The organism is Spirosoma spitsbergense DSM 19989 (assembly GCF_000374085.1).
GTDB classification, from domain to species: domain Bacteria; phylum Bacteroidota; class Bacteroidia; order Cytophagales; family Spirosomataceae; genus Spirosoma; species Spirosoma spitsbergense.
In genome coordinates this window covers 50706-71668 of the sequence record NZ_KB893422.1, presented here as the reverse complement: position 1 = coordinate 71668, position 20963 = coordinate 50706, and the positions used below count along the sequence as shown (strand labels likewise).

Sequence of the window (20963 nt, the reverse complement as noted above, 5' to 3'; positions counted from 1 at the left end):
TCATTTTGTAGTCATTTGCTGCGCGTCACGTATAATTATTTGTAACAGCAATGGAGACCCTCGAATGACGCGTAGCGAATGACCATCAATAACTATAAAATGACAATCAATGACTACAAAACGACGCGCAGCTAATGACCATGAATGACTTTCGTTAAAAGTTATGGAGCAAACAGAATTGATTCGTACACTGGATGCGCTCATTAAAAGCAACACCAGCAATGAGCGTAACCGAAGCAATATTGCGACCGAAATTGCCGCCAGTTATATCCGGCAAACAGGGGCTAAAATCACCCCGTCCATCATCGATGAACTAGACCGGACCTACCACAAAGAGGGCTTGCAGGCCATTGCCAAACACGCCCGTAAAGTAGTGATGACCTACCGGGATTTGCTGGATGGGCAGGCCCTCAACCTGCCTTACTCGCTGCTGGCCGAAACAGACTATGCAGCGGCCAACAAAGCCAGACTCGTTTGGGGCATCGCGTTTATTTTCAGCGACCCCGACGTCTATCTGCTGTTTCATAAGTTACTGCCTGCCGAACTCCAGAAAGCCGCCGAACAGTTGACCTGGCTTCCGCGTACCTCGGCCGATGTGCTGGGTAACATGATTGGCCATTCTATGACGACGCGCGAGGGCAGGAATGCTTATTATGGCGGGACGGTCAATCTGAACAGCCAGTTTAAACTACTTCCTCATAAAGGCGAGGGATGGAATGGGACGATTATGCTGGAGTGGCCCCCCAACATCCGGACTTTCCTGCAACAGACCTATCCGCAACCGGCTAATTACCAGCTCCGGGTATCGCCGGAGCCGCCCGCTGGGCTATTGCGCTGGGAAGATGGCGAGACCATTATTTTTGAAGAAATACAGAAGCTGCTGGCCTACCGCATCCAGGATGGTATTGTGGTTAACAACTCCGGTAAGGTGGCCACTAATGGTCTGAAAAAGATGCGGAAGTTGCTGGGGCTGCGGGAGTTTTTTCCTGAAACCACTCCCTTTCCACTGGCACGAACCGCTTGTCTGGCGCAGATACTGGCGTCGTATCAACCCAAAAAAAACGATGTAAGTCCCGATTCCTTCGATGCGCTTCGGCGGTTGCGGAAGACGCTGGACAAACAGTTCAAAACGTTGTTTTTGCTCAATGATCTTAAAAATCACGGCCACATTCAGTTTTATCAGTACAAACAGGATGCCGAACAGGCTCTGGTGGAGTGGATAAACCGGTTGCCGGTCGATAAATGGGTGTCGGTAGCGAACATCCTGGATTACGGACAGATTCACGACCTGCCTGTGTACCCCTGCCGGCCGGGCGAATACACTACGCTGGCTTACGAGGGTGAGTCGTCCTGGCGGGCTGGGGTGATGAACAAAGAAAACGTGACGACCTCCAATGGGTATCTGTTCGTCGAACGGCCCGCGCTGCTGGGTGGCTTCTTCCTGTTTGCCGCACTCGGCTGGCTCGATATTGCCTACGAAGTTCCAACTGGTAAACTGGGGAAAGACTATTACTCGGTCTACGACGGCCTGCGGTATGTAAAACTTAATAACCTGGGCGCATCTATTTTCGGACGGACCACGCAGGCCTACGTTCCTAAAGTGAACACGGCCACGCAGGAACTGCGTTTCGACGATCAATCCCTGCTTATTTTCTGCGACCCGGAGCACGTAGTGGCCGAAACTATTCTGGCCAACTACGCCGAACGAGTTAGCCCGACCCGGTTCCGTGTTACGCCCGATACGTTTTTGAAAGACTGCCGAAGCAAACAGCAACTACTCTCGAAGATCAGCTTGTTCTGTACGTCGGTAGCCCCAAACCTGCCGCCCAACTGGATGGTTTTCTTCGATGACCTGACCGGTAAGGCCGACCCGCTGACCACCGTTTCGGATATGGTGACGTACCGAATCGCGCCGGGTAACCAGCCGCTTATCCGCGCACTGGCGCAGGATTCCGTGCTGAAAGCGATGGTTGTCAAGGCCGAAGGATTTCGGATTCTGGTGGCTACCGACCAACTTACCCGTTTTCGGGGTCGCCTGCGTGAACTGGGCTATCTGGTGACGTAATAACAAATGAAATCAGCTGTTCTCACTAAGATGTGATTGGCTTTTAACCCTATATTTGCTAAAAACAGGAAGGGTATGATTGATGTGAAATGGCAAGAATATGTTACGGCCGATCCGGCCATTATGGTAGGAAAACCCATCATCGAAGGGACGCGAATCACGGTAGAATTAGTCGTTGAAAAATTAGGTTACGGCGAAACTGTAGACGAAATTCTGGAAGATTATCCGCACCTGACCCGCGAACAGATATACGCCTGTTTACGGTTTTCGGCTCACACCGTGCATAGCAAACGGAGCCGCAAACTAGCGGTATGATTCAGCTATTAGCCGATGAAAACGTAGAGGGGCGAGTGATTCGTCTACTGCGCTCAGAAGGATACAGCGTAACGTCTATTCAGGAAACACAAGGTGGCGTGGCTGATGCAAGGGTGCTGGAAACATCCGTTTCATCAGCTACCGTTCTATTAACTAGTGATAGTGATTTCGGGAAACTACATTTTCAGCAGGGGCACATTCATAGCGGCATATTGTTTTATCGGTTACCGCGAACGACTACGGAGGAGAAAGGGCAGATTATTCTTAGAACCCCACGTGACTATGGTGATAAGTTGATAGATGCCTTTACGGTCGTTACAGTAAAAAAAGTACGTCTTCGGAAAGTATACTAGTGCGTCAACTTCTCCCTGGTTTCCTCTTTGCGGCCCTCTGGGCCTCGGCCTCGGTAGCTACTAAATTTGGGGTTCAGTCAGTACACCCGCTCATTCTGGCCAATGTGCGGTTTTTTATTGCCGGTGGCGGCATGTTGCTCTTCGCCTATGGTATCCAGCGTACACAGAACGCCTGGCCTACCCGTATCGAGTGGCGGCAACTTACCCTGTTCGCTTTGCTGAATACCACTATTTATCTGGGTGCGTTCGTGCTGGCTCTCAAGCAGGTTTCGGCGGGTATCGGTAGTTTATCGACGGCTACCAATCCGCTGTTTATTGCCCTGCTCTCGGCCTTATGGCTTCGCCGGATGCCGCGCTGGAACGAAGCGGGTGGGTTAACGCTGGGCTTACTGGGCGTGGGTATTGCTACTTATCCGCTGCTGCAGAACAGTTATGCAACCGTATCGGGCCTGCTGATTTTACTGATCGGAATGATTTCCGTTTCGGCAGCTACGGTTTACTATGCCAGTATTCAATGGCGGTTGCCGAATCTGGTCATCAATGGCTGGCAGGTTTTTATCGGTGGCCTGTTGCTGTTACCGTTCACGCTGGTATCGGGTGGATTTGCTGAATCACAGTACGACGGTCGATTTTGGGCATCGGTATTCTGGCTGATTCTGCCCGTGTCGGTGGCGGCTTTGCAGTTGTGGTTCTACCTCATCCGGCAGGACCCCGTCCGGGCTTCGTTGTGGCTATTCCTGTGCCCCATTTTCGGCTTTGCGTACTCGTATGTGTTGATGGGGGAGCCAATCACCCTGTACACTATCATTGGCACAGCTTTCGTGATTGGTGGCTTATGGCTGGGCAGGAAAAGGTAAGATTTAGTTTGTGGTTCAGGGTTTATGATTAGCCAGCCATAAACCCTGAACCACAAACTAAATCTTACTGCTTCACTACCGTCATTTCGACCCGTCGGTTGAGTTGTCGGGTGGCTTCGCGGTTGTTGCTGGCAATAGGGCGCGTCGGGCCGTAGCCACGCGTAGTAATCCGATTGGCGTCAATGCCGTTTTTCACCAGATACGCTTTCACTACCTCCACGCGTTGCTTGGAAAGCTGTAGGTTCTTGTCAAAATCACCCTGATTATCGGTGTGGCCTGCCAGTTCAATTTCTGCCGTTGGATGGTCGCGCATGAACCCTAATAGCTGGTCCAGAGCGGGCTGTGCGTCGGGAAGTAAGTCTGGCTGGCTCTGCACAAACTGGAGGGCCTGCAGCTGGGTTGCTTTGCCCACAGGGGCCACTACGAGGGGTGGCGTGTAAATCACCTTCGCATCGAGCGTTTTGGGCGGCACTACCCGGGCATTATCGGAACTGGAACCGCTGGAAGCCATAGATTGACTGGGTGCCTGTGGCGTTGCGGGAGGTGCCGCTCTGGGTGCTGGCGTTGACGCAACCTCGGGCGTACCGGGGGCAGGCGAAGAGGGGGCTATTATTTTCTGAACCGAAGACGCACTCTGACGAAATAAAAGCGTGGGCTTTCGTTTTAGCTGGTAGGCCTTTTCAGACGTAAACATCACTTGCTCGTCCAGCGTAATATAGCCCGTTGCCCTAACGGTAAAAATGTAAGACTTCCGGGAATCCAGCGTCAAAGAGTAATCCCCGTTTGCATTGGTGACCTTCTGGTCCCGGACAATTCCATCTTCACTCTTGGCCAGAATGGTGGCCCCCATAACCGGTGTTTTCGTCTGAGCATCCTGAACGGAGCCATCTACTATTGTTCTTCCTGCTACGGGCGCAACCTGCTGGCTCGTTTGTCCTGAAACGACAGAGGCAGCCATGTTATTCAGGCATAGTGCCCCGCCAATTAATACGTATTTTGTCCAATTCATACTGTAAAGGCAACGTAAAGAGGGTGCTTAAAAGTGCCTCTGGCGCCTTAAAAGTTGACCTCCCGGCTACGCCTGAATAGGGGGGATTTTAAGGCATTTTTTGGTAGATAAAATTTGCCATTAATCGGTTGATAGTCAGTGTGTTTAGGTAGGTAAAATAATTGCTGAAAAATGAACGCTGGAAGCACCTTTTTCGTTAATAAAATATGACACAGATAACCAACGCATCGATGCACTCCCCGACCGCTCAGGCATACCCTGCACCGGCTTCTACGGGCACTATGCCACTTGATGACAACTGGCGGAAATCTATTCCGGCGCAGGTGTTTCTGAACCATTTTTTTGCGATGGACTACCACATCCATAACCAGCACGACCTGTTCGATATTGTCAAATTTCCCGTATTTAAGCAGTTCTACGGGCGCGTTACGGATGAGACGCGGAAGGCGCTGGAGAAGTTGTTACTCAATAGCTGGAGTGCCGAGTACGCACTTCGTATTACGCCCGTTGTCAATGACGAGCAATACCTGCAAAGTTCCCTGCACTGGACTTTTCCGCAGGCTTACTATAGTGCGCTTTTTAGCGCACGGGCTTTCCTGGCCGTGCAGGGTATTACCGTTAGTAACGAAGAGCTGATTCGTAAACGGGTAGGCAACATGGTAGTACGGGGCTATTATCCCACTTCCATTGGCTACTACGCCCTTGGCCCAATCAACAACTACCGCATTCAGCGGTTGCCAATGGCCAAACGGTTCAGCGTAGCGGCTAAAATCGATTTGTTTCTGCCCTCGCGGGAGGGTTCCGTACAGGCCGAACTGGCACAGTTCCTGAAAACCACCCGCGACCAGCGTGTGAAAACCCTGCGGAACGTGATTCAGAATAACCCGAAAACGGCGCTGCGCAGCCCAAAAACCGGTGAGATCCTGCAAAAATTCAGCGTGGAGCAGTACAAGCAGCTGGCCAAACAGATTGGGTACACAACCTACTTCGATATGCTGAGCCGCTTACGAATTTCGTCAACGAATCGCGAGATTGAACGCTTTGTCGACTCGGAGATTGATGTGAAGCTATTCCACCAGAGCCTGGTCAACATAGTAGCCCACGTCAATTCCGTACACGAGGCATACATTGCCAAAGCACTGGGTATTCAGGGCTACCGACAGCTGGTGGCTAAGCTTCCCGCCTATTTGCAGGAGAGTTTCGTTCGGGATAGGATGAATACAATCATCGCCCCCATGCTGACGCCGGAGCAGTCGCTGCCAACCGACATGCGCATGGCTGCTTAACGGACAAAATGAGGAGGTATTTAAGCCCGGTTAACACACAGTTAACCGGGCTTTTTTGTGAGAAGTTGGCATTTTTTTTTACCGTTTATACATTTTTCGGGCTTCTAAGAGGCTAAAATTATAAACTTGCTTAAAAACCTCCTCAAATCGATGACGAAAAAAAGACTCCTAAAACTAGCTCTCGGCATCATTGCCGGGTTCGTACTGCTTATCGGCATTGCGCTGGCTTACGTAAAATGGGCGTTGCCTGCTGTTGGCCCCGCTCCCGAATTAACGATTCATCCGACGGCGGCTCAGATAGAACATGGCAAGTATCTGGCGCACCACGTGGCGGCCTGCGTCGATTGCCACTCAACCCGCGATTTTACCCGGTTTGCCGGTCCCATGGTGGTGGGAACGGAGGGGAAAGGCGGAGAGAGATTTTCCCGTGAAATGGGTTTTCCCGGTAATTTTTACGCCCGTAACCTGACCCCCGCCAGCCTGGGTACCTGGACGGATGGCGAAATTTTCCGGGCTATCACTACGGGTGTCAGCCGCGATGGAAGTGCGCTGTTTCCGGTGATGCCGTACCAGCGTTATGCTCAGATGGACCCAAATGACATAAAAGATATCATCACCTACCTGCGAACGCTGAAGCCGATTCCGAACGACATACCCTCGCCAGAACCTGATTTTCCGATGAATTTTATCCTCAACACAATTCCGGCTAAAGTTGACGCCAGTAAACGGCCCGATACGACGGACCGAATCGCCTACGGCAAATACATGGCTACATTTGCCTCCTGTGGGGAGTGCCATACGCCCGTGAACGACCAGGGGCAAGCGCTACCGGGTATGGCTATGGCGGGTGGTCGCGGGTTTCCGATGCCAACGGGCCTGGTACGCTCCATGAATATCACGCCTGCCAACTCAGGCATCGGCACCTGGACGAAAACGGCATTTATTGCCCGTTTCAAAGCGTATTCCGGTAAAAATGACGAGCAGCCTACCGTTCATGATGACGAATTTAACTCCATCATGCCCTGGACCATGTACGCCGAAATGACGGAACAGGACCTGGGGGCTATTTACGATTACTTGCGCACGGTGGCACCGGTTGAAAACAAGGTAGAGCGGTTTACGCCCACCAATAAAACTGTGGCCAGCCGGTAGTGTCCATACGCTGCCTATCGGGTCAGTAACCCGGCGTCGAGTACAAACTGAGCACCGGTAACGTAGCGGGCACCATCCGATACCAGATACAGCACCATAGCTGACACGTCCTCCGGTTCTACCCACGGAACGGGTAGCAGATTGCCCGCCGAGCGTTCGGCAATGGCCTGCGTGGTGGTACATTCCAGCGCGGCCAGTCCATCATTCATTGGCGTATTTACGCCGGTCGGATGGATGGAATTGACACGAATGTGGTACGGAGCCAGTTCGATAGCCCACGATTTGGTTAGCCCGACCAGCCCCCATTTAGATGCTGCGTAGTGACTCAGGCGGTTCATACCCCTTAAGCCCGCAATGCTCGAATTATTAATAATGACCCCCGACTGTTGCTGAATCATAATGGGGATTATCCGGCGTGCCACCAGCCAGGCCCCTTTCAGGTTGATATCCAGCATACTATCCCATTCTTCTTCAGTGAGTTCGTGAGCCAGCCCGTACGCGCAAATGCCCGCATTGTTAAAAAGAATGTCGATTCGCCCGAAGGCGGCTATGGCCTGCTCTACAGCGTTACTCACATCGGTATCCCGCCGAACGTCGCCTTTGATGGGGAGGCAGCGGGCACCGAGTGCTTCAATGTCGTGCTGCAACGAGGTTAGTTCGTCAGCTGAACCGAACGAATAGGCTGGATATGGTAAATCTTTGGCCACATCGAAGGCCAGTATATTAGCCCCTTCTTTGGTTAAGGCCAGGGTTACGGCACGGCCCTGCCCGTGAGCCGCTCCGGTGATGAACGCTACTTTTCCGGTTAAATCAGCCATGCGTTGTCGGTTGGGTTAAGGGTAAATAAGGGGCGAGGTAATCATCCACCGTCACCTCAAGTACATTATTGAACAGGTTTGTGGCAATCATTTGTCCGGCAAACGCCACCATCACCACAACCTCGGAGTCATTGAAACGCTGCCGCATTGGGGCGAAAAACTCATCTGAAACCTCGCCCCTGTTGCGGGCAATTTCGGCTCCGAAGTTCAGCAGGTGCTGCTCGTCATTAGTTAGGTGCAGGTCTTCAGGTCGTTCGCCGTGTTCGATGATGATTTTTCGGAAAAACGTGGTGCAGACCGGGCACTCACTCGCTTCCGAAACGGCGTGGGCAAACAGATACGCCGACCGTTCCCCCACAATCCGGATAACTTCGTGATAAAGCGGATACCACTGCATATACACGGCAAACCCCAGTGGCGAGTGGCTCAGTGTGGCTTTCATGTTGGTGATACGCGAGCCGGGGTAGGCGGCAATGTGCTGTGCCCAGGCCACTTTTAAATCGTCGGAAGCCTCAGCGTCAGGAAGGGGATTGATACGGGGCATAGGGGAAGGCCGTTGGAAAGGTTACTGATTGAGCGACCAGCGGGTGAGTCGTTCACCTGCCTGTACGAGCGTTTCATCATCTTTGGCGAAACAGAAGCGCAAAGTTTTATGATCGGTTCGGTCGTGGTAAAACACCGAAACCGGAATAGAGGCCACCCCAATGTCGCGGGTCAGGCGAACGGCCAGGTCGTAATCCGGTTCACTGGTGATGCCGGCGTACGATACGTTCTGGAAAAATGTGCCTTCAGAGGGGACGAACTGGAAGCGTGAATGGTGGATTGACTGTAGAAATAGATCACGTTTGCGCTGATAAAACGCTGGGAGTGCCTCGTAGGGTGCGGGATTCCGAAGGTATTCGGCCAGCGCGTACTGCATGGGTGTTGATACGCTGAACGTGACAAACTGGTGTACCTTCCGAAACTCAGCCGTAAGGTCGGTGGGGGCCAGGCAGTAGCCGATTTTCCAGCCGGTCGTGTGGAATGTTTTACCGAACGAGCCAACCACAAAGGTTCGTTCGCGCAGCAACGGGTGTTGCATTAGTGAATGATGCACCCGTTCATCGAAGATAAGATGTTCGTACACTTCATCGCTGATAACGAACAGGTTGTGCTTTTGTACCAGATCCGCCAGTTGATTCAGGTCATCGGTCGTCCAGACATAACCGGTCGGATTATGGGGCGTATTGACGATAATGAGCCGGGTGCGGTCTGTAATTTTTCCCCGAACCACATTCCAGTCGATAGCCGAACCAGGCGCATCCAGTGATACGAATACGGGCTTCCCGCCCGACAACTCGATGGCGGGTACGTAGCTATCGTAGGCCGGTTCAAACACAATAACTTCGTCCGGTCCGGCGCTCCGGTCTGGCTGCACCACGGTTGTAATAGCCGCGTAGATGGCTTCGGTCGCCCCGGTGGTTACGGTGATTTCCGTTTCCGGATTATAGGCAACGTTGTAACACCGGGCTGTTTTCTGCGCAATGGCTTCCCGCAGGACCGGTACACCCGGCATGGGCGCGTATTGGTTATGCCCATCCCGCATGGCCTTCGCCACCAGCTCAATCAGCACCGGGTCCGTGTTGAAATTAGGGTACCCCTGCGAGAGATTCAGCGCCCCCGTATCGGCCGCTAATTTCGACATGACGGTAAAGATGGTCGTGCCGACGTTGGGAAGTTTGGACGGAAATGCCTGCGTAGTCTGCATAAAAAAATCGGGGGTCGTTCCTGTTCAGCAAAGGAAGTAAGGCACTGAAAAGCCCGCTTTCTGTTCAAAGAAGCGGGCTTAGGATAATAAAAATCAGGTCAGGCCTGGGTGACCAGGTCAACCAGGGTTTCAATCCAGATAGGGCTGTCGTTCAGGCTCTCGACGAGCTGCCAGTGCTTTCCTCCCGCTTCTTCGAACAACTCTTTGTACTCCACACCTACTTCAATAGTCGTCTCCAGACAATCGGCGACGAAAGCGGGCGAAAAAGCCAGCACGCTGTTGATGCCTTTACCCGGCATGGTTTTGATCATATCGTCGGTATAGGGCTTAATCCAGGGGTCGTTCCCCAGCCGCGACTGAAATGAGGTGGTGTATTTGCCTTCGGGGATGTTCAGTGCGCGTACCAGTAGCCGGGTGGTTTCAAAACATTGCGCCCGGTAGCAGTGCTGATTCATGGCGTGCAGGGTGCCGCAGCAGTCGCCAAGCTGGCAAACCGTCTTTGTCACATCCCCCTTCCGAATTTGCCGTTCGGGCAGGCCGTGGTAGCTGAACAGAAAATGGTCGTAATCGTAAGCGGCCATGTACTTACGGGCAATCTGGGCAAATCCTTCTATGAAGCCCGGATGGTCCAGAAACCGGTTAACGAACCGAATAGCCGGTATAACCTGCCAGTCTTTCACAATAGTCATTACCTTCTGGTAAACGGAACCCGTTGAGGCAGACGCGTATTGTGGGAAAAACGGCACCACCACCAAATCCGTTAGCCCCATTTGCTGAAAGGCATCCAGACTCGCGTCGATACTAGGACTTTGGTAGCGCATGGCCAGCTTCACCACGTAGTCTTCGCCCAGTGCTTTCTGCAGATCATGCTCGACAATATGGCCGTAGTACTTCAGCGGGGAACCCGTTTCCTGCCAGAGCTCCCGGTAAATTTTGGCCGACTTCGGTGCCCGAAACGGGGCAATAATGCCGTTCACAAGCGCAAAACGCGGAGTGGCTGGTATGTCGATTACCCGGCCATCCATCAAAAACTCACGCAGGTATTTACGAACATCCGGCACCGAGGGACTATCGGGCGTGCCAAGATTTACGATCAAGACGCCCGTTTTTCCTACTGATTTTCGGGCAGCAACCGGCGGTTTTAAAGCAGAAACTTCCATGAAAAAAGGAACAGTAATTTGAACGGCTTGGTTTGAATTAAACCTATAAGGGCTTTAAAATCTTATAGGTTTATAATTATTTCATCTGACTCTGGTCGGGGCGGGTGAGTTCGCTGAAAACCGTGCCGGGGAGTTTTTTGTACACCTGAATGTCGGTCAGGTCGCGCTCACCGCGTTCGCCGGAGAGCAGGATACCGCCCATCTGTTTGTAATCGGCCCAGGGCAGCGTGAAGCGGGGTTGTTCATCGGTATACTTGGGGTAATGTGCCCACTGCGTAACCAGGTGGGAATCCTTATCGACCCATATTTTGTACTTGTTGTCGGGCGTGTTACCTACGTTTTTAAAGGTCATCTGAAGCACATCGGCGGCCTTGCCTTCCTGAGTTTTGTCTTCGCCAACGTATTTCAGCGTTACGCCCGAATCCTTGAGTTTGAAAGGCATCACGAGCCAGTACGAATCGTTGATCCAGGCTCCTTTTGCCGCCTTCACATACTTGGCAACGGAATCTGGATTGGTCACTTCCGCTCCCTTCTGAAACACCCGGCCTTTGTCGGTGTTGATGTTCAGAATTACGCTCTGGTCGTCGCGCACGTTATCCACCCGCACATCGCCCGACCATTTGTCCCAAACGAGTTTACGAAAGCCGAAGAAGTTCCAGCTGATGTAGTGGGTATTGTCCCAGGCTTTGCGGCCACCCATGGCCTGCATGACCTGATCGGCAATTTCGATGGCTTTAGGGTCTGAACCAGCCATGTCGAAGCCATCGGCGGCAGGATTTGCTGATTTTTTTGATTGAGCGCAACCTATTCCACTGAATGTTAACAGGATAGCGACCGCAAGGATACGTGTGTACATACGATTACAGGGGTTTATGTAACAAAAATAAGATATAAGGAGGATTGTTGGCTCTAATATGATTTAGATTTGTATAGATTTTATTGATAAATAGGCTACACCGTCTATGACCCTCTCCCAACTCGATTATATCGTGGCCGTTGATACCTACCGGCATTTTGCCACGGCGGCAGAAGCCTGCCACATTACGCAGCCCACGCTGAGTATGCAGATTCAGAAACTGGAAGATGAATTGGGGGTATTGGTGTTCGACCGGTCGAAGCAGCCGGTAGTGCCCACCGAAACCGGACAGGCCATCCTGATTCAGGCGCGGGATGTACTCCGAATGGCCCGGCGCATACCCGAAATCGTCAGTGAATCGAAAGATAATTTTCGGGGCGACTTCCGTATTGGCATCATTCCAACGCTGGCTCCGTACCTGTTACCGTACTTTATCGGCGAATTTATGGCGAAGTACCCCGCCGTATCCATACAGATTCAGGAGATGGTAACCGAGCAGGTGGTTGAACGACTGCGCAACGGATTGATCGACGTGGGCCTGGTAGTAACGCCCTTATCCGAAAATGGCATCACGGAGATTCCGCTGTTTCAGGAACCCTTTGTTCTATACGCGGCTGAGTCCAACCCGTTGCTGGCCAAAACAACGATTGCGCCAACGGACCTGCCTGCCGACGGGCTGTGGTTGCTGACAGAAGGACATTGTTTCCGCAATCAGGTCATGAATCTCTGCGGAGCCGACCGGCAGGCCAATGGAACGAGCGCACTGCGTTATGAGACGGGGTCGCTGGAAACGCTTATCAAACTGATTGACAAACAGGGAGGCTATACCCTGTTGCCTTACCTGGCAACGCCCGATATGGATATACAACGCCGAGCACGACTTCGACCATTTACGGCGCCCCGTCCCGTGCGCGAGGTGAGTCTGGTTATGCACCGGAGTTTCCTGAAGCGTAAACTAATCAATACATTCAAGGCGGAGATTCTGGCTCACTTACCCGAAGAACTGGGTGACCCGACGGGGCAGGTAGTAGGGATGAAATAAACAGAAAACAAGTTGTTCTGGTTACACTCTATAAATGATGTTTTGTTTATGTTTGAGTGAAATTTAACCACTTAAAATGCGTATTTGTTACCTATTTTATTTTGTATTTATTGCTAAGTGATTGATAATCAGTGGACTGTTTTTCTGGAACTATCTTTGCTCTATTCCCTGTAGGCGTAAATTAAAGCAAAAGCCAGCTTTGTATAAAGCTGGTATCGGGAGTGAGTTTTTGTTGAATAGAAATCAAATAGAAGCCACATCTGTACGTCATTGCTAATCTCAACCCTCATTAACCCATACGTATGGATTACTCTTTACGGTACTACAATCAACTCATACAGCGCCCTGGCAATAGGCTATTCAAACTGGTTTTACTGCTCACTCCAATCCTGTGGAGTGCTCAGACAAGGGCACAACTCAGTACAGAGCCATTAACGGTCACTGCCGTTTGCTCCGGTGCCCAACTGGACGTAACCGGTTTCAGAAGTGGAACGGCCGACAGCTATGGAATCGAATTGTCGGGCGATGGGGCTACTTACTTTGAGGTTCCTTCCACCGTTGTCAGTACGTCGGGGCGTTACGAAATCACGTACCGGGCCACCATCCCGGCTAACACCGCCCCCGGAGCCAGTTACCGGGTTCGGTTCATATCGACAGGTCCTGATGTGAAAGGAAGTCCCAGTTCGTCGTTACTAACGGTAAAAGCCCGGCCTGTTCCGCCAACAGTTAACGACATTCAGCCGGATTGCCAGCGACGAACGGCCAATGATATCTATACGTATATCTATCTGGGAATCAATGCCGGTGCGACAGCATCCCTGTACAACAGTAATTTAAGTTTGAACACTGGTGGGTCGTTTAATGGGAGCAATCCGGTGAATTCATATTTTTCGTTGGGCAAGCCCGTTGCAAATGGTGACGACGGCTATAAATATCCTATCAGTGAAACAACTTATTTTGTTACTCAGACCGTAAATGGATGTGAAAGCAGCACGGCCCAAACGATAGTGAGGACCTTATATACACCAAGCGGAGGCCCCAATCCTGTTAACCGGTTCAATGAAAATTATGGCAGATTGAGTTATTGCCAGGGCGATAAGTCCTATCCACTCAATGTAAACGGACACAGTGCTCCGCCAGAAAACTATCAGACTGGTTATACCCTACAGGGAGCCAGCCCAGCGTTTACGACTACTCCACCCATACCTGATACAAGTGTGCCTGGTAGTCAAACGTATAAACTCAGTTTAGTACCGGTAGATTCTAAGAAGGGGTGTCCAAGTCCGGCAAATCCAAATGGTCCTTACCTGGTAGTAACGGTAAACGCCCGCCCTGGAAAACCGGCTACTCCGGCCAGTTCACTCACCCTTTGCCAATCGCAGTCAGTTACTCCCTTAACGGCTACAACCACCGTTGTCGGCGCATCACTGGTCTGGTACGGTACTAGCGCAACGGGTGGTACCGGTACATCGACACCCGTGCAGCCCGCAACGGACAAGGTTGGAACGCTTAAATACTACGTAGCGCAAAAACTGGGCGAATGTGAAAGCGAACGGACCGAAATTACGGTAGACGTAAAGCCAGCACCTGCCATGCCTGACGTGCAGTCGGTAGCCGTTTGTCAGAATACCGCAGCCCCTATTATAAAAGTGACCGGCGATAACCTCCTCTGGTACGCTGCCTCCACCGGTGGCACTGGCTCGCCTACAACGCCCGTGGTCAGTACGTCCCAAACAAGTCAGATAACCTACTACGTGTCACAATCGGTGAATGGATGCGAAAGTCCCAGGGCTATGTTTACCGTTACGGTAAATGCTTTGCCGGGTGCCCCCACAGTGGCCAGTGTCAAACCAATCTATTGCCAGAACGCAACGGCCAGCCCCCTGATGGCAATGGGACAGGACTTGAAGTGGTACAGGGAGGTGAGCGGGGGAGCCTCGTTGGGTAGTACGCTCACGCCCGACACCAAAAACGTCGGGGCTACTACCTACTACGTCAGCCAAAGTAGCAATGGATGCGAAGGCCCCCGCAATGGCCTAACCGTTACGGTGGTAGCACTCCCATCCGCTCCTACCGTTACCAGCTCGTTTAGCTACTGCCAGAAGGCTTCGTCCACTACGCTGACCGCTTCGGGAACGAGCCTGAAGTGGTACGACCCATCGGGCAAAAGTAGCGATATGGCTCCTATACCCTCAACTGAGGTTCCTGGAACGGTTAGTTATTTTGTGACTCAGTCAATTAATGGATGCGAAAGCCCGCAGGCTGAAATAAAAGTAACCACCAAAGTAACCCCCGATGTCCCTGGTGTGCAATCGGTAGCCGTTTGCCAGAATGCAACGGCCCCCGCCCTCACGGCAACGGGTCAGAACCTGCTCTGGTACAGTACCGAAACAAGCGGCACTGGCACGACGGCTCCGCCCATAGTCAGTACCGGTCAGTCGGGGCAGCCTGCCTTCTACGTGAGTCAGAGTCTGGATGGGTGCGAAAGCCCCCGCGCCCGATTGACGGTTACGGTCAATGCGACGCCCGGTGTTCCGGTAGTGGCCAATGTTGGGCCGACGTATTGTCAGAATACAGTAGCCAGCCCATTGATGGCGACTGGACAGGACCTGAAATGGTACCGGGAATCGAGTGGAGGTACTTCTCTGGGCAGCACTGTCACACCCGACACCAGAACCGCCAGTGCGACCACGTACTACGTTAGCCAGAGCAATAATGGCTGCGAAGGGCCACGCAGTAGCGTAACCGTTACGGTGGCAGCGCCCCCATCGGCTCCCGGCGTGACCGGTGCGTTTAGTTATTGCCAGAGAACCCCGGCACCGGTGCTGACCGCTTCAGGAACGGGCCTGAAGTGGTACGACCCATCGGGCAAAAGCAGCGATGTCGCCCCAACCCCTTCGACCGACACGCCGGGTACGGTTAGTTATTTCGTGACCCAATCGACGAGTGGGTGCGAGAGCAGCCGGGCCGAAATCAAAATAACGACCAAAACTACACCCGATGCGCCCGGTACATCGGCTCTGGCGGTGTGCCAGAACACAGCCGCGACCACGCTGGTAGCAAACGGCCAGAACCTGCTTTGGTACACGGCTCAAACGGGTGGAACGGGCAACGCAGCCGCACCGGTAATAAGCACCGGACAGGCTAGTCAAACGACGTATTACGTCAGTCAAAGTCTCGATGGTTGTGAGGGACCCCGCGCACCCCTTTCTGTAACGGTAAAGTCCCTGCCAGCAGCCCCGACCGTTTCGCCAAAAGTAATTTGTCAGTTTGCTCCCCCTGAACTATTGTCGGCCACGGGTGAAAACCTGAGTTGGTACAATGTAGATGGCAACCGGTTCGGTTCGGCTCCGGTCATTGGTACCGATAAGGGTGCTTCATTCTCGGTGCTGGTTTCGCAAACGGTCAACGGCTGCGAAGGGCCGAAAGCCACGCAGAGCGTAACCGTGGCGGAAACCCCGATGCCCACAATTGCCAAAGCAGTAATCGAAATTTGTCAGGATGCAGCTTCCCAGCCACTGTCGGCGACCGGAACGAGCCTGAAATGGACGGACCCCACCGGCAAGGTGACCACCGTAGCGCCCACACCGGCTACCCTGAACGTGACTAAAAATCCGGATGGTGATCTCTTTTATGTGACGCAGACCGTCAACGGTTGCGAAAGCCCCAAAGCCGTGATTCGGGTGTTTGTACAAAGTCCGCCCACGCTCTCTATTCTGGGAACTACCACCACGAATCTGGGGCTGGATGTGCCGCTGAAACTGACGTTTACCGGGGTAGGGCCTTACACGTACAAACTGACCAATGGCCTTACCGGAACAACGACAAAAGACACCACCCTGCTCATCGTGGCCGACCGGACGACCACCTACCAGGTTGTGGACGTAGCCAATAAGTGCGGATCAGGCTTGCCCGGCAATGGTTCTTCAGTCACCATTACTGTGTTGGTGCCCACCATTCAGACTCAGGCATTAACGTCCGCAACCCTCTGCGCCGGGTCAAGTTTGACCACGAATTTTACCACATCGGGCACGTTCAACCAGGGCAGCGTTTTCAAGTTGCAACTGGCGAAAGTGGAAGCCGACACGACGAAAATCGCTTTCGCCGACCTACCGGGTGGTCAGGCGGGTAACGGTCAGGTAAGCGGTACGATTCCGGTTAATACACCAGCCGGTACGTATTGGGTGCGGGTACTGGCCACCAATCCAAAAATTCCGATTAAAGGAACCAACAGCCCCACGCTGCTGACCGTTCGCCCACTGCCGGTAGCTACCCTTGTTGGCAGTCAAACCATCTTTGAAGGCCAGCCAGCCAGCCTGACGGTTGTTTTTTCGGGCGATGGCCCCTGGACGTTCTCCTACCGCGATAGTTCGGCTACCGGTTTGGGAGCGGCCCAGTCGGTAACGACGGCCGTTAGTCCGTATGCGCTGGATGTGAGGCCCACCAAAACCACTGCGTACCTGCTGTCTCAGGTGAGCAACGGCTGTGGAACCGGTACGCTGGCAGCCCGCTCGGTAGTGGTGACGGTCAATCAACTGCTGGGCATCGAAGACCAGTCACTGGCCGAAGCGGTAGATGTCTATCCTACTCCGGCTACCTCCGCGCTGACAGTACGGATCAGGGGATTGTCGTCCAGCCAGACAGCTATACTGGAACTAACCGATTTGGCCGGGCATATCACATACCGGCAGGAAACCCGGCAGTCTACTACCTCGCTATTACTCGACCAACACCCAGCGGGAACCTATATTTTGCGGATACGAGTGGGTGACAAAACGGCATCCAGACGCGTAATGAAGTTGTAAGTAACGCTGATTATTTTCCTGTTCTCCGACGCTCAAGTTGCCGATAAGCATCGCTAAAATCAGCCCCCTTCGCAACGGCATCTGTCAGGACCGGAACCCCCGCTTTACCTACTACCGACAGCCAGTGAGCCACTTCACTGGCTGCTGCTTGATAAGCCAGCATGGTGTGCATGTAATCTCCACCGAAAAAGTCGCGGGTAGTTTCCAGATCGGTTAGTCTCATCATTTGGTGGGTGGGAGAGGGGGGGGGATGTGATTCGGCGGGTGTATGTTTTCCAGCCCGGCGGGGGGTATTCCACAAGGCTGGTTTGCTGAATCGATAATCGACCATCAAAGCCAGTCCCTCGTTGAACCACTGGGGAATCTGTCTTTTTACGCGCCACCAGCCCAGCCGCGCAAACAGCTCATCGTGGCATAGCTCATGGGCAATCACATCGGCGTTATTGCCATCGGGCCCTAGTATCAGATACGAGTCGCCCCAGGGAAGCCCCAGGCTGCAACCGGCCCCCTCGCCCCCGTCGCAGTACTGTTCATAATCGGTTTGATTCGGGCAATAGATAAGCGTAGCCTGCCCGTGTCGGCTGCCCCAGAACCAGGCAATACGGTTTCGGGCGGTCACCACGTGTTGCCTGAGTTGATTCTCCTGCCGGGTGGTGGCTGCCTGATGGATATAGACGTCCTGTGTTCCTGCCAGTGGTCGGTAACTTGCCGACCGGCTAATCCACAGACACCGTACGAGGGGAGGGGTAAGGAGTAGAAAACCAATTGGCAGTAAAATCAGCAATAATAAACCAGTACGAAGCAGTACGTTTCCACGCATGAAAAGTCAACAAATCAGATTGTTTGTTTATTGATGCAACGGCTTTATGCGTAAACGTACGGTGTTTTTTGGCACGTAAAACGCCCGACACGCTATTTGTTCGAAATAAACCGGTATAGGTAAGGGGCTTTGTGTGCGCCACCGCTGTACTGCTTTTCGAGTCGTTCCACAATGCCCAAACCAAGTATTTTCCGCTGAAAACCGGAGCGGTGCAGCGTCTGTCCCAGAATGGTTTCGTACAGGCACTGTAAATCGGCCATTGTAAACGTCTCCGAAAGCAGGTTGAAGCCAATCAGTTTACGGTCCAGATCGGCTTGCAGCGTAGCCAGTGCTTTTCGGACAATATCCGTGTGATCCTGCATTAGCGGAGGTAACGCAGCCAGATCATACCAGCCACAGCTATCTGAAAGTTCATCAGGAATGGGAATGGCTTTCGTAAAATCGACCAGTGCGTAATAGCCTACCGAAACAAACCGTCCCAGCAGCCAGTGGTCATCATCGGGCTGGAGTCCTTTCGCCTGCATGATGGCGCGCAGCGGAGTCGGGTCGTGCCGGGTGAGATCGCCGAAAACGTGAAACTGCTCCAGGTAGATGTCCTGTAGCCCCGTTCGCTCGGCCAGTACGCGCCGGGCGGCATCGTTCAGGTTCTCGGTATTTTTGATGAAGCCACCGGGGAGTGCCAGCAAACCCGTGTTCCGGTATTCGAGCAATAAAATTTTCAACTGATTATCATGAAACCCGAAAATAACGGTGTCTACTGCCAGGCCAGGTAAAAATTCGGCGCCACTGGGTTCGGTTTCTTCGGGTTTTAGGGATTTGCTCATACGGGTGAAGCGTCAGTGCAAGTAACAAACTTTTGGTTGCTTCAGGCTAAATCTTTATTATTGTATCAAATTGTTACAATAATAAAGATTTATACGCATTTGGTGGGTATTTTCGTATTAAACAACCCTTATTTACATGAAAAAAATGACCCTGAAAACGCTGCTGTTCGTTTCATTACTAACGGCCCCATTAGGTTATCTGGCCAACGCTCAGTCGAAGGATGGCTTATCGAAAACGACCCCGCAGGCGAAGGTAGCGAACGGGATGCTGGAGGGAGTTACCGAAGCCAGCGGTATTCGTGCCTTCAAAGGGATTCCTTTTGCACAGCCCCCCGTCGGCGATTTGCGCTGGAAAGAGCCACAGCCCGCCAAAAACTGGACGGGTGTGCGTAAAGCCGATCATTTTGGTCCCCGGGCTATGCAACTGCCCGTTTTTGGCGATATGGCCTTCCGCTCGGATGGGGTTAGCGAAGATTGTCTGTACCTGAATGTCTGGACACCCGCTAAGTCGGCCAGTGAAAAGCTGCCGGTGATGGTGTACTTCTACGGCGGAGGCTTCATTGCGGGCGACGGTTCTGAACCCCGATACGATGGAGAAAGCATAGCCCGGAAAGGACTTATTGCCATTACGTTGAACTACCGGCTGGGTGTGTTTGGCTTTATGGCTCACCCCGAACTAACGAAGGAATCGCCCCATCACTCATCCAGCAACTACGGCTATCTGGACCAGAGTGCCGCCCTGCGCTGGGTACAGCAGAACATTGCGGCCTTCGGTGGAGACCCCAAACGGGTTACCATTGCCGGAGAATCGGCTGGTTCGGCTTCGGTGAGCGCGCAGATGATGTCACCCCTGTCAAAAGATCTGATTGCGGGTGCCATTGGTGAGAGTGGTTCTGTACTGGGTACGTTGCCGCCCGCTCCCCTGGCTAAAGCGGAAGAGATGGGCACTACGTTTGCGACTAGTGTAGGAGCTAAATCGTTGGCCGACCTGCGGGCCATGCCCGCCCAGCAGTTGCTCGAACTGGCCGGCAAACCCGGTGCACCCCGCTTCGGCTCGGCCATTGATGGATACTTCTTCCCCAAAGAACCATACGCAATTTTTGCCGCCGGCGAACAGGCACACGTACCCCTGCTGGCAGGCTGGAACTCGGAAGAAATGACCGGCCGGGTTATTCTGGGCAAAGAGGAGCCAACCACCGAAAACTACACGGCTGCCGTGAAGAAACTGTACGGGGATAAAGCCTATGACATACTGAAAGTTTATCCGGGTACTACGCCGGACGAGGTGATGCAATCCGCAACGGCACTGGCTAGCGACCGCTTTATTGGGTTCAGTACCTGGCGGTGGGCCGAAATGCAGGCCAAAACGGGTGGTAAGCCTGTGTACCGATACTTCTACTCGCGGCCACGTCCGGCCATGACGCCCGAAATGGGCAATGCTACGGCTGGTTTGGCGGGGGGCGTTGTTCGGGGGGGAGACCCGGCTGCTCCTAAAGCCCCGGCTGCTAAAGGAGCCGTTCACTCGGCCGAAATCGAGTACGCGCTGGGCAACCTGTCTACGAATAAAGTATATGCCTGGTCGCCGGAGGATTATAAGGTATCGGAACTGATGCAGAACTACTTCGCCAACTTTATTAAGACCGGTAACCCAAATGGACCGGGCTTGCCAAAATGGTCGCCAATAACAGATAAAAGCGAGGCTAATGTGATGGTAATCGACGTGAACACCCGGGCCGAAACCGATAAAAATCGGGCGCGTTACCTGCTGCTGGAAGAAATGACGGCGAAGCCCTGATCGTATGCCAAAAAGGCAATTATTTTCGATACCCGCATCTGCTCCGATGCGGGTATCGA

Annotated in this window: 17 protein-coding genes; 9 read left to right on the top strand and 8 right to left on the bottom strand. The window is 52.9% G+C overall.

Going from position 1 to position 20963, the window contains the following annotated elements:
- The first annotated feature begins 163 nt into the window (after window positions 1–163).
- From B157_RS0105905 to B157_RS0105890, 4 genes are all read left to right on the top strand, one after another.
- Window positions 164–2065 (top strand): hypothetical protein, encoded by a 1902-nt coding sequence (locus B157_RS0105905; RefSeq protein WP_020602444.1) that lies wholly within the window; start codon window positions 164–166, stop codon window positions 2063–2065.
- A 75-nt stretch (window positions 2066–2140) separates the two neighbouring features.
- Window positions 2141–2380, top strand: coding sequence for a DUF433 domain-containing protein (locus B157_RS0105900; RefSeq protein WP_020602443.1), 240 nt, complete (start codon window positions 2141–2143; stop codon window positions 2378–2380).
- Entirely contained in the window at window positions 2377–2733 is a 357-nt protein-coding gene (locus tag B157_RS0105895) for a DUF5615 family PIN-like protein (RefSeq protein ID WP_020602442.1), read from the top strand. The genes B157_RS0105900 and B157_RS0105895 overlap by 4 nt, the downstream gene beginning before the upstream one ends.
- Window positions 2733–3590: a DMT family transporter gene (locus B157_RS0105890; protein WP_020602441.1), complete on the top strand. Its 858-nt coding sequence runs from the start codon at window positions 2733–2735 to the stop codon at window positions 3588–3590. The genes B157_RS0105895 and B157_RS0105890 overlap by 1 nt, the downstream gene beginning before the upstream one ends.
- Before the next feature lie 64 nt (window positions 3591–3654).
- On the opposite strand, the gene B157_RS0105885 is transcribed toward B157_RS0105890, so the two are convergent.
- Window positions 3655–4599 (bottom strand): OmpA family protein, encoded by a 945-nt coding sequence (locus tag B157_RS0105885; RefSeq protein ID WP_026308523.1) that lies wholly within the window; start codon window positions 4597–4599, stop codon window positions 3655–3657.
- Between the two features lie 206 nt (window positions 4600–4805).
- Between B157_RS0105885 and B157_RS0105880 the strand changes: the two genes are divergently transcribed.
- Together B157_RS0105880 and B157_RS0105875 are read left to right on the top strand one after the other, a co-directional pair.
- Window positions 4806–5885 (top strand): hypothetical protein, encoded by a 1080-nt coding sequence (locus B157_RS0105880; RefSeq protein ID WP_026308522.1) that lies wholly within the window; start codon window positions 4806–4808, stop codon window positions 5883–5885.
- A 150-nt stretch (window positions 5886–6035) separates the two neighbouring features.
- Entirely contained in the window at window positions 6036–7037 is a 1002-nt protein-coding gene (locus tag B157_RS0105875) for a c-type cytochrome (protein ID WP_020602438.1), read from the top strand.
- A 14-nt stretch (window positions 7038–7051) separates the two neighbouring features.
- Here B157_RS0105875 and B157_RS0105870 read toward each other — a convergent pair whose 3' ends face one another.
- The 5 genes from B157_RS0105870 to B157_RS0105850 form a co-directional block, all read right to left on the bottom strand.
- Window positions 7052–7855: a mycofactocin-coupled SDR family oxidoreductase gene (locus B157_RS0105870; protein WP_020602437.1), complete on the bottom strand. Its 804-nt coding sequence runs from the start codon at window positions 7853–7855 to the stop codon at window positions 7052–7054.
- Complete coding sequence (locus tag B157_RS0105865) at window positions 7848–8399, bottom strand: carboxymuconolactone decarboxylase family protein (protein WP_020602436.1); 552 nt, start codon at window positions 8397–8399, stop codon at window positions 7848–7850. Before B157_RS0105865 ends, B157_RS0105870 begins: the two co-directional genes overlap by 8 nt.
- 21 nt (window positions 8400–8420) lie before the next feature.
- On the bottom strand, window positions 8421–9602 hold the full coding sequence (locus B157_RS0105860) for a methionine aminotransferase (protein WP_020602435.1): 1182 nt from the start codon (window positions 9600–9602) through the stop codon (window positions 8421–8423).
- Between the two features lie 98 nt (window positions 9603–9700).
- The gene (gene hemH / locus B157_RS0105855) at window positions 9701–10762 is read right to left on the bottom strand and encodes a ferrochelatase (protein ID WP_020602434.1); all 1062 of its coding nucleotides are present in this window, start codon (window positions 10760–10762) and stop codon (window positions 9701–9703) included.
- 76 nt (window positions 10763–10838) lie between these two features.
- Window positions 10839–11618 (bottom strand): hypothetical protein, encoded by a 780-nt coding sequence (locus tag B157_RS0105850; RefSeq protein WP_026308521.1) that lies wholly within the window; start codon window positions 11616–11618, stop codon window positions 10839–10841.
- A gap of 106 nt (window positions 11619–11724) precedes the next feature.
- Between B157_RS0105850 and B157_RS0105845 the strand changes: the two genes are divergently transcribed.
- Together B157_RS0105845 and B157_RS0105840 are read left to right on the top strand one after the other, a co-directional pair.
- Complete coding sequence (locus tag B157_RS0105845) at window positions 11725–12660, top strand: hydrogen peroxide-inducible genes activator (protein WP_020602432.1); 936 nt, start codon at window positions 11725–11727, stop codon at window positions 12658–12660.
- A 302-nt stretch (window positions 12661–12962) separates the two neighbouring features.
- On the top strand, window positions 12963–17465 hold the full coding sequence (locus B157_RS0105840) for an Ig-like domain-containing protein (RefSeq protein WP_020602431.1): 4503 nt from the start codon (window positions 12963–12965) through the stop codon (window positions 17463–17465).
- Window positions 17466–17475: 10 nt separating this feature from the next.
- Here the strand turns inward: B157_RS0105840 and B157_RS0105835 are convergent, their stop codons facing one another.
- Window positions 17476–18285 carry a hypothetical protein gene (locus tag B157_RS0105835; RefSeq protein ID WP_020602430.1) on the bottom strand — a complete coding sequence of 270 codons (810 nt, stop codon included), beginning with the start codon at window positions 18283–18285 and terminating at the stop codon, window positions 17476–17478.
- A gap of 92 nt (window positions 18286–18377) precedes the next feature.
- Window positions 18378–19109: an NUDIX hydrolase gene (locus B157_RS0105830; RefSeq protein ID WP_020602429.1), complete on the bottom strand. Its 732-nt coding sequence runs from the start codon at window positions 19107–19109 to the stop codon at window positions 18378–18380.
- 136 nt (window positions 19110–19245) lie between these two features.
- Between B157_RS0105830 and B157_RS0105825 the strand changes: the two genes are divergently transcribed.
- Window positions 19246–20904: a carboxylesterase/lipase family protein gene (locus B157_RS0105825; protein WP_020602428.1), complete on the top strand. Its 1659-nt coding sequence runs from the start codon at window positions 19246–19248 to the stop codon at window positions 20902–20904.
- Window positions 20905–20963: the final 59 nt, after the last annotated feature.